Raw genomic sequence first — 15347 nt, forward strand, 5'->3', positions numbered from 1 at the left:
TCTTCGGATACGCGCATCCGGCGGCTCAAAAGATGCAATCTTCGGGGGATGCGACTATGGCGGCCGGAAACGTGAAATGGTTCAATACTGAGAAGGGGCTCGGGTTCATTCAGCCTTCGGATGGCGGCAAGGACGTGTTTGTACATATCGCGGCCGTGAAAGAGGCTGGCATGATGACTCTGACAGAAGGGCAGAAGGTAGCGTTCGATTTGAAGACCGAGCGCGGTAAAACAGCCGCAGGCTCGCTCCAACTCCTCTGATCACTCCAAGCCTCGCAGTAAGGGGCGAGCGGGTAGTAATTCAAAGCCTCTTGCGGGCTTCAGCGCCCGTGGGAACCCGAGAGCCACTTCAAAAACGCGGGCGCGCCGAATTGAAGTCCAGCTGGTATTTGCGCATCTCCTTGGTGTCGTCGCGCACTCGAATGCCGCAATCGAGATACTGCTGGTGTAGGCGCTTCAACGCCGTACGGTCCAGCCGCACGCCGAGCCCGGGTCCATCCGGCGGCGCAAGCGAGCCGTTCTCGATCTGGAGCTTGCCGCCCTCAATCACCTCCTCGACCTGCCACGGGTAGTGTGTGTCGCAAGCATAGGCGAGGTTGGGGATCGTTGCGCCGACATGAGTCATCGCTGCCAGGCTGATGCCCATATGAGAATTCGAGTGCATCGAGATCCCGAAGCCGAAGACACGGCCGAGATGGGCCAGATGCTGGGTGGCGCGCAGGCCACCCCAATAATGGTGGTCGGACAGAACGACCTGAACGGCATTCAGGCGTATCGTTTCGGGAATATGCCCGAAGGCGATCGTGACCATGTTGGTGGCGAGCGGCATCGGCGCGAATGTCGCGACCTGCCCCATCTCAGTGAGCGTCCTTGTCGGGTCTTCGAGATATTCGAGCAGCCCGACCAACTGCGGCATCACCCGCCGCGTCGTCTCGACCGACCAGCCGCCATTGGGGTCGATCCGCAGCGGGTGGTCCGGAAACGCCTTGCGCAGGTGCCGGAGCGTCTCGATCTCGAAATCGGGTTCGAACACGCCGGCCTTGAGCTTGATTGAGCCGAAGCCGAATTCCGCCACCATCCGGCGCGCCTGCTCGACCATTTGTTCATGGCTGAGCGCCTCGCCCCAATCATCGGCAGGATAGCCTGGATCATCCTTGTGCCGTTCGAACTTGTAGAACAGATAGGCGCTGTAGGGCACGCGGTCACGCAGCTTGCCGCCGAGCAGGTCGTAGAGCGGCCGGCCGGTGAGTTGGCCCTGCAGATCGAGGAAGGCGACTTCGAAGGCGGAGAGCGCCGAGGCGCGGGCCTTGTCGCCTGCGGGTGCAAAGGTTTGGCCGGGGGCCGGATTATCGCCCACCGCAGCATAGACGACCTGCGTCAAGCCATTCAGGTCGAACGGGTCGAGACCGATTAGCCCCGCCTTCGCCTTGTCGAGATTGGCCAGCGTCTCCAGATCGCCATAGCTCTCCCCGAGCCCGACATGGCCCTCCGCGGTTTCGACCTCGATGATGCTGCGCAGGGCCCAGGGTTCGTGCACGCCGTTGACGTTGAGGAGCGGCGGGTCGCGGAAGGCGATCGGAGTGACACGGACATCGGTGATGCGCATCGGGGGCCTCGGCTGCACGGGGGGAGTTGGAATGATCGCGGTCAAACGGGCGCGGCGTCTCAGACACCCGCTGCGGGTGGGGGAACCGGGGCACCGGCATATTCAAGCGAGCAGAAGCCGCCACCTTGAAAATACAGCGCAGGCGGCTCATGGGTCAGCTCGGCTTCCCCAGCCATGGCCTCCTCGGCATAGTCGTCGGCACGGTCCTTGGGCCGGTAGCCCAGCCCATATGCGACCGCATTGTCGTACCATCCGCCGGCATTGTCGGAGACACCGTAGACAATAGTGTTGTGGATGTCGGGATGCTCCAGCCCGATCAGGCAGAGCTGGGCAAGATCGCGCCCACTGATCCAGATCTTGAGCGTACGGGCGCTGGCGGGAATGTCGGCGGCATTGCCGATCCGCACATGCATGCTGCGGATACCGTACTTGTCGGCATAGAGGGCGCCCACTGCCTCCCCCCAGCACTTGCTGAGCCCGTAGCGTCCGTCTGGTCGCGGCAGGACCCTCTCGTCGATGCGCTGATGCCTGGGATAGAAGCCGACGGCGTGGTTGCTCGAGCCGAATACGACGCGGCCTACGCCTTGACGTCGTGCCGCTTCATAGACGTTCCAGGTGCCGACGACATTTGTCTGCAAAATGGACTCGAACGGCGCTTCGCGCACGACGCCCGCCATGTGGATCACCCCGTCCATGCCCATCATCGCCCGCTCGACGGCGCCGATGTCGGCGATATCGACCTGCACGGCTTCCTCGTTGGCCGCGAGGCTGGCCGGGGCGACAGTGTCCAGAATGCGGATGCGGGCGAAGCGGCTGCCGAGTTCCTGGCGCAGTTTTCGCCCAATATTGCCGGCGCCGCCCGTGATCAGCAGGTTGCGAGTGACGGTCGGCTCTTGCTGTTCCATGCGTCTTCTCCCGGCTCTTCTTTTGTAGGTGGGTGCTCCGATGCTTCTCCGGCTCAGCGCAGCAAGGCGGCTCGAAGCCGCCCGTCGAGGGCAAAGACGCTCCCGGATGCCGGAGCCTCGGCAATCTGCTGCGGTGTCAATCCGATCCGGCCGCTTGTAACGTAAAGCAGGTCCCCGCCCCTCCCACCGAAGGTCAGCCCGGTCGGACGCGGCACAGGCAAGGATAAAAGGCGCATGTCGGAACCGTCGCGCTGCAGGCGTGCCAGGCTCCAGCCGTCCCATAGCGCGACCCACAGGTAATCCGGCTCTTCCAGGGTCAGGGCCATGGGGCGCCCGTGCAGGGCATCGACGCGTGCGACCAGCCCCAGGCTCCCGAGTCTGTTGCCCGTCCTGATCGGGAAGCGGATGATATCGCCGGCCTCCCTGAGCGCGACGTAGAGATGGCGCCCAGGCGCGTCGATCAGCATGTCGGTGGGTGTGGCCGGCAGTTCCACTTCAAGTACGGGGGTCCCGTCAATCAGGCGATAGAGCCCGGGGCGGCTTTGCGGACTCGGCGTTTCTCCAACCCCGAGCCAGATTTGTCCGTCCGGCCCGTGGCAAGCGCAGGTGATGCGGGGAAGCAATTCCAGCGAAAGCGCCGGGCTCAGATCGGTCAGGCGCGCGTCCCGGTCGACGGCCATCGCGCCCTTTTCCGTCGCCACGAACCAACGCCCCTCGCCGATCGAGCTCAGGGCCAGCACCGGCGAGGTGAATTGGGCCATCACCTCGGACCGGGGTGGCGCCGCAGGTTCCTCGACGCGAGAGCGCATGATGGCGGGCGCCAGTGCGTCCAACCAAAGCAGCGAGTTCGTCGCCCCGTCCCAACTCGGCGACTTTCCCAGGAATGAGCGCCCGTTGTAGGCCAGTGGCACCTGCGCGATATCGGGCCGGGCTCGTGGGCGCATACCTCCGTGCCGCTTCACGACCTCGCCAAGGCGCCTGGCCGCGGCCGCGACCTCAGGTCCGAGCTGATTAACCCGCTCCAGCGTCATCCGATAACAGGGGCCCGACACGGTGAATGCACCGAGCGGCACGCCGCTCTCGCCGGGCACGGAGGCACTGACGCAGCGAATACCCTCCATGAACTCTTCGTCGTCGATGGCATAGCCGCGCAGTTGGAACACATCGAGCTGCGAGCGAAGCTGGGCCGGGTCCGTGATCGTCCGATCCGTGACGCGCTCGAAGCTCATGCGGCCAATCAGGGCCTCCCGCTCGTCCGGCGCCAGCGCCGCCAGGTGCGCCTTGCCCATTCCCGAGCAGTAAAGCGGCCGCAGGCTCCCCAATGGCGCGCCCGTGCTGATCGGATAAAGGCTTAGGATCTTCTGGATGATGATCATGTCTGCGCCGCCGGGCGCGGCGAAATAAACGGTTTCACCGCTGAGCTCGTGAAGCCAGCGGAGTTCCGTCATGGCGAGCATCGGCAGATCCGGGATCGGCCAGACAGCCTGAGCGTATTCGAGAAACTTGAAGCCCGGGAAATATCCCTGCCCGCTGGCGTCGATGCGCACCAGCCCACGCTGCTGCAGCGTATTGATGATGCGATAGACAGTGCTGCGCGGAAGGCCCAACTCATCGGCCAGAGTCTGCGCGCGGTGCTCGCCAGGCGCAGAGGCGATCAGGTCGAGCAGGTTCAGCGCCTTGCCGACGAGCCTGGTGCCTCGCACCTCGATGAGAGATTCGCCGCGCCGCCCCTCTTCGTCCGGCACGATATCCTGCTCGAGGCTGGTGGCATGATTGCGCATGAAACGGAGGCGGGCCTGTCGAACCGGGCTGATGCGGCGGGGCTCAGCTTACGCAGACGTACAAGCGCCTGCAATGGCTCAGTATCACGATGTAAGAAACTTCCATGCTGCAACTGCGAAATGGCCGATACTTTTATACATAGTAAGAATGCTCGTTGACAGTGCGTCGCACCAATCCTAGCCTTCCCTTCAAGATCGGGGACATCCCGACAGGTATTGGGGACGAAACGTGACAATGGCGGACGCAACGGCGGCACAGTTCCGTTCTGCGGAGACCTCGCCGTCTGTCTGCCCTCTCGCGGCGGGACCGATGAGAGCGGCGGTGCGGCCGTTGGACGGCGGGCGCATAGCGTCCCTCTGGCGCGAGGGACCCAACGGCCTGCGCAGCGACGTTCTGGTGCCAATGCCCGCTGCGGGATTCGATCCCGCATATTGGCCGAAGGCGGGCAGCTACCCGCTCGTACCCTTTTCCAATCGCGTCCGCGATGCCGCCTTCCGCTTCGGCGAAACCCGGGTCGCGCTCGTGCCGCACCCGGCCGCGGCTCCGCACGCACTGCACGGCTTCAGCCAGACGCGGCCCTGGACCGTGATGCGGCACGCGAGCGCGGAGATCGAGCTGCACTATCGCTTCGAGCCTCAAGATGATCTGGCGGGATGGCCCTGGGCGTTCGAGGCCGTCCAGCGCATGGCGCTCGATCCCTCGGGCCTGACCCACGAGATCTACGTCGAGAGCCATGCGGTCTCGCCGATGCCGGTCGGCTTGGGCATTCACCCCTTTTTCGCCGTGTCCCAGGGCGACCGCATCACGTTCAACTGCGAAGCCCTTTGGGATCAGGACGCCGATGGCTGCGGCCAGCAGCTCCACTCGCTCACTGGCCGCGACCGGCACTACGATTCGCCTCATGGCGGCGAGGCCACCACGGCCTATTATTCTGGCTGGGACGGGGGCGCCTCAATACATCGCCGGGACGGCACACGGATCCTCATCCAGGCCAGCGCTCCTCTCGACCACCTCGTCTTCCATGTCCCGGCCGGCGGCAGCTATCTCTGCCTGGAGCCGGTCAGCCATGTCGCTGATGCCTTCAATCTCGCGGCAGCGGGACATTCTGGAACTGGGATGCGCGTGCTCGACCCCGGCGCAACCATCTCGGCGAAAGTGAGGATCGGACTCGCATGACGTGAACAGGTGGCCGCGCCACCACGCCTCGACCCTCAGCTACACGGCCAACAGGCCGGCAACATCTCAATCCGGGAGGATGGCATGAGCAGGGATACGCAAAGAGGACCACACCGGCGCCGCGGACTGGACCGCCGCGATATGCTGAAAGGGCTTGCCGGCGCCACCGCGCTCTCGACGCTGCCCCACGCCGCCTTCGCCCAAACCGCCAAGGAGGCGCCGGCCCTCGCAAAGCTGGCCTCGGAGGGCAAGCTGCCGCCGCTGGCCGAGCGCGTCTCTGCCAACCCGCTGGTAATCAAGGTCGACAAGGTCGGCCGCTACGGCGGCTCGCTCCGGCGCGGCCTGCGCGGCTCCTCCGACCATAACGGAATTCTGCGCATGGTCGGCAACCAGGGCTTGGTGCGCTGGAACCTTGCTTTCACCGAGGTCCTGCCGAACGTCGCCGACAAATGGGAGGTCAACGCGGACTCGACCGAGTTCACCTTCTACCTGCGCAAGGGCATGAAATGGTCTGACGGCAAGCCCTTCACCGCAGATGACATCGTCTTCTCGATCGAGGACTGCGCCAAGAACACCGAACTCTATAAGTCCGCCCCCTCGCCGATCGTCATCGACAACAAGCCGGGCACGGCGACCAAGGTCGACGAGACGACGGTCAAGTTCACCTTCGCCAGCCCCTACGCGCTGTTTCTCGAGATGATGGCGACCCCGCTAGGACAACACCCGACGCTGTTCGCCAAGCATTACTGCAGCCAGTTCCACCCGAAATACAATTCCGGCGTGGCGGAGTTGGTCAAGGCGGCGAACCTGTCCGACTGGGGAACGCTGTTCCGCAACAAGTGCGGCGATATCGAGATTCCATCGCGCTGGGGCAATGCCGACAAGCCGACGCTCGACCCCTGGGTCATCAAGGAGCCCTATACCGGCGGCGCCACGCGCGTCGTGATGGAACGCAATCCCTATTTCTGGCAGGTCGACACTGCCGGTAACCAGCTGCCCTATATCGACAGGCTCAGCTTCAGCATCTCGCAGGACGTCGAGTCGCTGATGCTGGATGCGATTTCCGGGCGCCTCGACATCCAGGAGCGCCATCTCGACACGCTCCAGAACAAGCCGACCCTGTCGCAGAACATGCAGAAGGGCGGCTACCGCCTGATCGAGTTGATCAGCTCCTCGTCGCAGCAGGTTCAGATCTATCTGAACATGACGCACAAGGACGCCAAGATGCGCGAGATGTTCGCCAACAAGGAGTTCCGCAAGGCGCTCTCGTTGGGCATGGACCGCAAGGAGATCATCGACCTCGTCTATCTCGGCCAGTCGCAGCCGCATCAGACTGGGCCCCGCCCCGGCCATCCCTGGTATCACGCCGGCTTGTCCGAGCAGTTCACCAGCCACGACCCAGCCCAGGCCAACGCCATTCTCGACAAGCTCGGCTACGCCAAGAAGGATGCCAACGGCATCAGGCTGCGACCGGACGGGCAGAGGGTCTTCTTCGCCATCGACGTGATTCCAACGCTGTATCCCGATGAGGTCGATGCGCTCGAACTGGTGAAGCGCCACTGGGCCGAAATCGGCGTCGACATCAAGGTCAACACGATCGAGCGCGCCCTTTACTACACGCGCGGCGACAACAACGACCATGATGCCGCCGTCTGGCCGGGCCCCGGCGGACTCGACCCGATGCTCGACCCGCGTGACTACTTCGCCCAGCACACTCAGGGCTCGCGCTACGCGATTCCGTGGGCGCAATGGTACGTCTCGGGCGGCAAGGACGGCCAGGAACCGCCGGAGGGCCAGAAGCAGCGCATGAAGCTGTTCGACCAGGCGCGCGCCACGGCCGACCTGGAGAAGCGCACCGCGCTGATGAAGCAGGTCTTCGACATCACCGCCGACGCCTTTGAGACCATCGGCATCTGCCTCGCGGTGAACGCCTTCGGCATCTGCAAGAACAACCTACAGAACGTGCCGGCGAAATATCCCAACGCCTGGACCTGGCCCAATCCCGGCCCGGCCCTGCCTCAGCAGTTCTTCTTCGCGACGTGAGCGACGACAGCCCGGCCGCGCCGCGAGCGTGGCCGGGCCGTCTCACCCAACAGGCAGTGCCATGCTCCGCTTCATCGCCAAGCGCCTCCTCTGGATGGTGCCCTCGCTGATCGTCGTCACTTTTCTGTCCTTCGTGCTGATCCAGCTTCCTCCGGGCGACTTCGTCACGACCTATATCGCGACGCTCGCAGCCTCGAACGAAGTGGTCGATCAGAACACGGCGGCCGATCTGAGAATCCGCTTCGGGCTCGATCAGCCGATGATCGTCCAATATTTCAAATGGATCAGCGGCATCGTGCTCAGAGGTGATTTTGGCCTCAGCTTCGAATGGCAACAGCCGGTCAGTGACCTGATCTGGGAGCGGATGGCGCTGACCCTGGTGCTGACTTTCTCGACGCTACTCGCGACCTGGGGCATCGCACTGCCGATCGGCGTGTTCTCGGCCGTCAAGAAGTATTCGATCGGCGACTATATCGTCACCTTCTTCAGCTTCCTCGGCCTCGCCATTCCGAGCTTCCTGCTCGCGCTCGTGCTGATGTATGTCGCAGCCGTCGAATTCGGGCAGGAGGTCGGCGGGCTCTTCTCCGAGCAGTATCTCACGGCCCCCTGGAGCATCGGCAAGGTCATCGACCTGCTGCACCATCTCTGGATTCCCGTCATCATTCTCGCTGTCTCCGGCACCGCCAGCCTGATCCGCGTCATGCGCGCCAACATGCTGGACGAGCTGCACAAGCCCTATGTCACGACGGCGCGCGCCAAGGGCCTCTCGGAATTCCATCTGCTGGTGAAGTACCCGGTTCGCCTGGCCCTCAATCCGTTCATCTCGACGATTTCCTGGCTGTTGCCGAACCTCGTCTCCGGTTCGATCATCGTCGCCATCGTGCTGAGCCTGCCGACGGCGGGGCCTCTCCTGCTCCAGTCGCTGATGAGCCAGGACATGTATCTGGCCGGCGCGTTCGTGCTGCTGATCTGCACGCTCACGCTCATCGGCTCTCTCATCAGCGATATCCTGCTCGCCCTCGTCGACCCCCGCATCAGGCTGGAATAGGTAATGACCGACACCGCCCTTTCATCCGTCGACAGCACCCGGCTGGCCGTTGCCTCGCAATGGCAGCTCGTCTGGTGGGCGTTCAAGCGCCACCATCTTGCCATGGCGGGGCTGATCGTCACGGTGTTTCTTTACATCATCGCCATTGCCCCGGGTTTCTTCGCCATCAATGATCCGTCGCAGCAGAACGCACGGGCGGCATTCCATCCACCGCAGGCTATCCATTTCATCGACAGGGGGGCGGATGGGAGCTGGTCTTTCCGGCCCTTTATCCATCCTTCGGTGTTTAAGCGCGATCCGCAGACGCTCTCAGCGGTCTATAGCGAAGACAAGGCCCGCAAAACCTATGTTACGTTCTTCGGCCAAGGTTTCGAGTACAGGCTGTTCGGGCTGTTCAGCACTACGACCCACCTGATCGCCTCGGAAAACAAGGCCCAGCCGATCTTTCTGCTCGGGACGGATCGGCTCGGCCGCTGCGTTTACAGCCGTATCATCCAGGGCGCCCAGATTTCCCTGTCGGTCGGCCTGGTCGGCGTCCTGCTTTCGCTGACTATCGGCATCCTGCTCGGCGGCATCTCCGGATATTACGGCGGTCGCATCGACTTTGCGGTACAGCGCGTCATCGAGTTCGTGCTGTCGCTACCTAGCATCCCGATCTGGCTCGCGCTGTCGGCAGCCCTGCCGCAGGATTGGCCCGCGACCCTCAACTATTTCATGATCACGCTGATCCTGTCGCTGACCGGCTGGGCCCAGCTCGCCAGGGTCGTGCGGGGCCGCTTCCTGAGCCTGCGTACCGAAGAATTCGTCACCGCGGCGCGGCTCGACGGTGCCTCTGAAGGACGGGTCATCTTCCGCCACATGCTGCCGAGCTTCGCCAGCCACATCATCGCGTCGATCTCGCTGGCGATCCCGGCCATGATCCTCGCAGAGACCGCGCTCAGCTTTCTCGGCCTGGGCCTGCAGCCGCCTACCATTTCCTGGGGCGTATTGCTGCGCGAGGCACAGAACATCCGCTCGATCGCGACCGCGCCCTGGCTGTTCGCGCCCGGCCTCGCCGTGGTGATCGCCGTGATCGCCCTCAACTTCCTTGGAGACGGATTGCGCGATGCCGCCGATCCGTACAACAAATGAGCGTCATCGATCTCGCCATCGGCCAGGAGCTGCGCCCCGCCGCGCCGGCGCCGACGATCCTCGAAGTCAGGGATCTCGTGACGCACTTCCCGGTGCGCAACGGCGTCGTCAAAGCTGTCGACGGTGTCTCGTTCACGCTCCAGCGTGGCAGGACGCTCTGCATCGTCGGCGAGAGCGGCTCGGGCAAGAGCGTGACCGCGCGCTCGATCCTGCAAATCGTCGATGCACCTGGGCGTATCGTCTCGGGCGCGATGGTCTTGCGCCGGCCCGATGGAACCTCCGTCGATCTCGCGAAGCTCAACCCGCGCGGGCGTGAGATCCGCGCGGTCCGCGGCCGCGAGATCGCGATGATCTTCCAGGAGCCGATGTCGTCGCTGTCGCCGGTCCATACCGTAGGCGACCAGATCATGGAGGTGCTGCAGCTCCACCTGAACATGGGCAAGAAGGAGGCTCGCGCGCGCTGCGTCGAGCTCCTGACGCAGGTCGAGATTCCCAAACCCGAAGCCGCCGTCGACCGCTATACGTTCGAGTTTTCAGGCGGCATGCGCCAGCGCGTAATGATCGCGATGGCGCTCGCCTGCAATCCCTCCCTGCTCATCGCCGACGAGCCGACGACCGCGCTGGACGTCACCACGCAGGCCGAGATCCTTGATCTGATCAGGAGGCTGCAGCGGCAGCACGGCATGGCCGTGATGTTCATTACGCACGATATGGGCGTGGTCGCCGAGGTTGCCGATGAGGTGCTGGTGATGCACCACGGCAAGGTGATGGAGAGCGGCCCGGTCGACGCCATATTCCACGCGCCGCAGGACGACTACACCCGAATGCTGATCAGCTCCGTGCTAAAGCTCGAGCAGAAGGCCGAGATCAGGCTCAGGCGCGCGCCGATCGCGCAAGAGGCTCCGCCCGTCCTGCAGGTCCGCAACCTAGAAATGCATTTCGGCTCGCCTAAGGCCCCGCTCAGGGCCGTCGACGACGTCTCGCTGGAGGTCAGAGCTGGGGAGACGCTCGGCATCGTCGGCGAATCCGGTTCGGGCAAGACCACGATGGGGCGCTGCTTGCTGCGCGTCTACGAGCCCAATGCCGGAGCGATCGACTATCGACGCGCCGACGGCGAGGTCGTCGACCTGCTCAAGGCTGACAAGGAGACGCTGAAGGCCTGCCGGCGCGAGATCCGCATGATCTTCCAGGATCCGGTCGGTTCGCTCAACCCGCGCATGACGGTGGCCCAGATCATCGGCGAGCCCCTGCTCGTCAACAAGATTGCCGCCGGCAAGGAACTCGACGACCGGGTCGCTGAACTGTTGCGCCAGGTCGGCCTGGAGCCCTCCTGGCGGGAGCGCTATCCGCATGCCTTCTCCGGCGGCCAGCGCCAGCGCATCGGCATCGCCCGTGCCATCTCCCTTAACCCCCGCGTCATCGTCGCCGATGAGGCGACCTCGGCGCTCGACGTCTCGCTGCGCTCGCAGATGCTCGACCTGATGATGAACCTGCAGGACAAGCTCGGCTTGTCCTACGTCTTCATCAGCCACGACATCGGCGTCATCCGCTACATGTGCGACCGGGTGGCTGTGATGTACCGCGGCAAGGTGGTCGAGACCGGTGCGGCCGAGCAGGTCTGCAACGCGCCCACGCACGCCTATACCCAGGCCTTGCTCTCCGCCATTCCGCGACCCGACCCTCGGGCGCGCAGCATCCACCGCCGCCACCGCTACTCCGGTTAACGAGCCTACGGATCAGCCCCATGAAGATCGTCGACATCAAGACCTTCCTGATGCATGCGGGCGCCCCCAGCCTGAGGAACTGGGCCGCGGACGGCTCGTTCGGATCCCAGCAATTCTCGAAGAACCTCACCGGCAGCCGCAACTGGCTCTTCGTCAAGGTCGTCACCGACGAAGGCATCACCGGCATCGGCGAATGCTCCGGCTGGCCGCGCGTCATCAGGACGGCGGTCGAGGACCTGAAAGCGCTGCTCGTCGGCGAGGATCCGACCCATATCGAGCGGCTTTGGCAGAAGATGCAGATCGCGATCATGGGCCACGGCATGACCGGCGTGGTCGGCGCAGGCGCCATGACCGGTATCGACATGGCGTTGTGGGACATCAAGGGCAAGGCGCTGGATACGCCGGTCTGGAACCTACTCGGCGGCAAACTACGCGACAGGATCCGTATCTACGGCCATGCCAACACTCCGGAGGCGGCGTTGTCGCTGAAGCAGCGCGGCGTTACCGCGTTGAAATGCGGCGGCGTCTCCGATCCCGTCAGGAAGGTCGCGGCGCTGCGTGAGGCGGTCGGCGCGGAGATGGACATCGCCATCGACCTGCATGGCCCACCATGGCTGACACCGGCCGATGCGACGCAGGTCTGCCGGGCGCTTGAGCCCTACAAGATGATGTGGGTCGAGGACCCGATCGCGCCCGATAATCTCGACGGCTACGCCCGCATACGCAACCATTCCTCGGTGACGCTGGCGGCCGGTGAGCGGATGGCGACGATCTTCGGTGAACGCGAGCTGATCGAGCGCGACCTGATCGACGTGGTCCAGCCGGACACCGGCCGAGCCGGCGGGATAACCCAGATGAAGAAGATCGCGGCAATGGCAGAGGCGCATCACATCATGCTTGCGCCACATTCCGGCTCGCTCGGGCCGGTCGCGGAATATGCTGCCCTGCATCTCCTCGCAAGCTGCCCGAATGGCCTCATCCTCGAGCGCATCGAGGATGACTGGGACGGCCGCGCCAAGACGGTGATCCCGCACCCAGTCTCGCGCGACGGCTATCTCGACGTCCCCGACCGCCCCGGTCTCGGTGTCGAGATCGACGAGGATTTCGTCGCGCAATGGCCCAGCGAGATGAATGTCTCGATCCCCGTGACGGAGGGGGCCGGCTCCTATGCCGAGGGAACTTTCCGCGAGCATGTCTACGTGCAGTCGCGCTGGAAGCGCGGCGTCTATTTCAAGGACTGAGCCTATGAAGATCGAGCGCTTGCGGGCTTATATGTCGCGCGACAAGGATCGTCCCCGTGTAGTTGTCGCCATCGACACCGATGACGGATTGACCGGCTGGGGCGAGTGCTACAATCACGGGCCTGACCGGGCGCTATTGCCTCTGCTCGACTACCTGTTCGAGTTTATCCGCGGGCAAGACCCGCGACGGATCGAGTACCTGATCCTCTACCTGCTCCAGCAGAGCCGCTTTCCGCCCGGCGCACTCGGGCTGGCGGCGATATCGGCCATCGACCATTGCCTCTGGGACATCTCGGCCAAGGCTCTCGGCGTGCCGGTCTACATGCTGCTTGGCGGCAATGTGCGCGACAAGGTGCGAGTCTATGCCGGTGTCTACACTGCCCCAGACCCGGCCATCGCGCGCGACGAACTCAACGCGCTGAACGAGCAGTGGGGGCTGACGGCGTTCAAGCTCAGTCCCTATCGGATCGACATGCACGCGCATCGCTGGGGCGAGGTGGTGCGAACCAGCGCCGAGTATTTTCGCAATCTGCGCGAGACCGTGCGTTCGGACTATGAGATCGCCTTTGACGCTCACGCCAAGATCTTCGAAGTCGGGCAGGCAATGCAGCTCGGTAACGCGCTTGCCCCCTACGATCCGCTCTTCTTTGAAGAGCCGCTCCGGCCCGAAAACTTCGAAGCCTGGGGCGAGTTGAAGCGCGGCCTCGCCTGCACGCTGGCGACGGGGGAGTCCTTGTACAGCCGTTTCGAGTTCCTGCGGCTGCTCTCGGTCAAGGGCTGCGACATAATCCAACCCGATATTTGCGTCGTTGGCGGTCTGCTGGAGATGCGCAAGATCGCGGCGATAGCCGAGGCACACTACGTGACCATCGCGCCCCACAACCCGATGGGGCCGCTGGCCACCGCCGTGAACCTGCATTTCTCGGCTGCGCAGCCCAATTTCCGGATTCTCGAATACCGGCTGCCTCACGGCCCCAATTACGCCTTTGGCGACGGCAGCGGCGGCCCCATAGTCCAACCTGATCGCTCGCAGGGGGCCTGGTACGTCAAGGACCCCTATCTGCCAAAAGATGGCTATCTGCTGTTGCGGCCCGATCGGCCAGGCTGGGGGGTCGAGATGGACATGGATGTCCTGGCCAAGGAGGACTACGTTCATTGGGAACGGAAGGTCCCACGCCGCCCTGATGGCTCGACGGCTTATGCCTGATTCCGACAGCGAATCTCGGCGAGTAGACCGTCTCAGGCCGGCATCTGGTTTCGCGCCCAATGAACTCGGCGATGGTCGGCGCATTTGAAGAGACCGCGCCATTCGCCGTCGCGCCCAGGCGCTGGCCGCTACTTTACGTTGATCAACGTCGGATCTGCTCAGGCTGAGATGCCCTGAGGATCGGATCAGCCACATAATCATCAAGTAAGCTTGTGGAGCCGTGCATGTCGCCTCATCACGCTAGTGGAAAAGCCGATCTCGCCGTTTACATTGGCAATGGATCAGGCGGCGATATCAGTGTTCTACGGCTCTCTGGCAAAGGGGGCACGCTGAGCCCCATCCAGCGCATGCGCTTTCCCGGCGTGACTGAACCCGGCCGCTCGCTGCCACTAGCACTGTCACCGGGACGAGAGTTCCTATACGCCGCCATGCGTGGGGCGCCACGTGGCGTCGCAACCTTCCGAATCGACCGTTCCACCGGTGCGCTGTCTGAACTCGGCTTTGCGGCTATGGCGGAGAGCGTCGCCTATATTCGCACCGATCTCAGCGGACGCTTCCTGTTCGGCGCCTCCTATGACGGAAATGTCGTCACGGTGAGTCCGATCGGGACCAACGGCGTTGCGCAGCAAGTAGCGCAGCGTGTTCCAACTGCACCGAACGCCCATGGCATCATGGGCGACCGATCCAACCGGCATGTTTTGGCGACAAGTCTGGGCGGAGACGTGGTCTACAGCTTCGATTTTGACCAGGTTGCCGGGACGCTGACGCCACCACGGACGACCGCCCTGCCGAAAGGCACCGGGCCGCGCCATTTCATCTTCGATCCCGCCGGCAAGAGTGTGTACTTACTTGGCGAGCTCGACGCTTCGGTCACGGTCTTCGACTACGATTCGGAACACGGCGCACTCAACACCAAGCAGGTCGTCACCATGCTGCCCGTCGGCTTCGGAGGAAAGCCCTGGGGCGCTGATATCCAGATTACGCCGGACGGCCGCTTTCTCTACGCATCCGAGCGGAACAGCTCGATATTGGCGAGCTTCGCAGTCGAGGGAGATGGCAAATTGCGACTGATGCAGCACATCCCGACCGAGACGCAGCCGCGCGGCTTCGGCATCGACCCCACCGGGCGCTACCTGGTCGCATTGGGACAGTCGACCGACCACGCTACAGTTTATGTGATCGACGAGAGCGGCGGGCTCACTGTTACCGACCGAGCCATCGTGGGGAACAGCCCGGATTGGGTGGAGATGGTTGAGTTGGCTTGAGGTCAGCTAGTGGTCTCTGCCTGACGGAAGAGTCCTGCTTGGGATTCCCCTCGGTCGGCGCGTATGCGAGTCTGGCGCATGCGCACCGGGGTTTCGATCACCATCACGCCGTCTGATCGCCACCGCCTTGAGGCGGTGGCCAGGGACCGCAACGCCGCCCAGAAGCATGCGTGGCGGGCGCTGATCGTGCTGCTGAGCGCGGACGGCATCGGCACCAACG

12 protein-coding genes and 1 pseudogene are annotated in these 15347 nt (G+C 63.8%); 10 read left to right on the forward strand and 3 right to left on the reverse strand.

Annotated elements, in window-relative coordinates; genetic code table 11:
- The first annotated feature begins 56 nt into the window (after positions 1-56).
- A complete protein-coding gene (locus AC1DW9_RS32220; protein WP_476777163.1) occupies positions 57-260 on the forward strand; it encodes a cold-shock protein in 204 nt (67 codons plus the stop codon).
- 88 nt (positions 261-348) lie between these two features.
- On the opposite strand, the gene AC1DW9_RS32225 is transcribed toward AC1DW9_RS32220, so the two are convergent.
- From AC1DW9_RS32225 to AC1DW9_RS32235, 3 genes are read right to left on the reverse strand one after another with little or no spacing between them, the layout of a single operon-like run.
- Positions 349-1605 carry a glucarate dehydratase family protein gene (locus tag AC1DW9_RS32225; RefSeq protein ID WP_476777164.1) on the reverse strand — a complete coding sequence of 419 codons (1257 nt, stop codon included), beginning with the start codon at positions 1603-1605 and terminating at the stop codon, positions 349-351.
- A 59-nt stretch (positions 1606-1664) separates the two neighbouring features.
- The gene (locus tag AC1DW9_RS32230) at positions 1665-2510 is read right to left on the reverse strand and encodes an NAD-dependent epimerase/dehydratase family protein (protein ID WP_476777165.1); all 846 of its coding nucleotides are present in this window, start codon (positions 2508-2510) and stop codon (positions 1665-1667) included.
- 53 nt (positions 2511-2563) lie between these two features.
- Entirely contained in the window at positions 2564-4291 is a 1728-nt protein-coding gene (locus tag AC1DW9_RS32235) for an IclR family transcriptional regulator domain-containing protein (RefSeq protein WP_441492630.1), read from the reverse strand.
- 322 nt (positions 4292-4613) lie between these two features.
- Between AC1DW9_RS32235 and AC1DW9_RS32240 the strand changes: the two genes are divergently transcribed.
- From AC1DW9_RS32240 to AC1DW9_RS32280, 9 genes and pseudogenes are all read left to right on the forward strand, one after another.
- The gene (locus tag AC1DW9_RS32240; RefSeq protein ID WP_476777166.1) at positions 4614-5468 is read left to right on the forward strand and encodes an aldose 1-epimerase; all 855 of its coding nucleotides are present in this window, start codon (positions 4614-4616) and stop codon (positions 5466-5468) included.
- 84 nt (positions 5469-5552) lie between these two features.
- Positions 5553-7511, forward strand: coding sequence for an ABC transporter substrate-binding protein (locus AC1DW9_RS32245; RefSeq protein WP_441508532.1), 1959 nt, complete (start codon positions 5553-5555; stop codon positions 7509-7511).
- Between the two features lie 61 nt (positions 7512-7572).
- Positions 7573-8559 (forward strand): ABC transporter permease, encoded by a 987-nt coding sequence (locus AC1DW9_RS32250; protein ID WP_476777167.1) that lies wholly within the window; start codon positions 7573-7575, stop codon positions 8557-8559.
- 3 nt (positions 8560-8562) lie between these two features.
- A complete protein-coding gene (locus AC1DW9_RS32255; protein ID WP_441508531.1) occupies positions 8563-9690 on the forward strand; it encodes an ABC transporter permease in 1128 nt (375 codons plus the stop codon).
- A complete protein-coding gene (locus AC1DW9_RS32260) occupies positions 9687-11414 on the forward strand; it encodes an ABC transporter ATP-binding protein (RefSeq protein ID WP_441508530.1) in 1728 nt (575 codons plus the stop codon). Before AC1DW9_RS32255 ends, AC1DW9_RS32260 begins: the two co-directional genes overlap by 4 nt.
- Before the next feature lie 20 nt (positions 11415-11434).
- Positions 11435-12655 (forward strand): mandelate racemase/muconate lactonizing enzyme family protein, encoded by a 1221-nt coding sequence (locus AC1DW9_RS32265; protein ID WP_476855304.1) that lies wholly within the window; start codon positions 11435-11437, stop codon positions 12653-12655.
- 4 nt (positions 12656-12659) lie between these two features.
- Complete coding sequence (locus AC1DW9_RS32270; RefSeq protein WP_441492623.1) at positions 12660-13862, forward strand: mandelate racemase/muconate lactonizing enzyme family protein; 1203 nt, start codon at positions 12660-12662, stop codon at positions 13860-13862.
- A gap of 224 nt (positions 13863-14086) precedes the next feature.
- Positions 14087-15127 carry a lactonase family protein gene (locus AC1DW9_RS32275; RefSeq protein ID WP_441492622.1) on the forward strand — a complete coding sequence of 347 codons (1041 nt, stop codon included), beginning with the start codon at positions 14087-14089 and terminating at the stop codon, positions 15125-15127.
- Positions 15128-15205: 78 nt separating this feature from the next.
- A pseudogene (locus AC1DW9_RS32280) lies at positions 15206-15347 on the forward strand (IS630 family transposase); the annotation flags it as partial.

Source organism: Allobosea sp. P4_E12 (genome assembly GCF_056401655.1).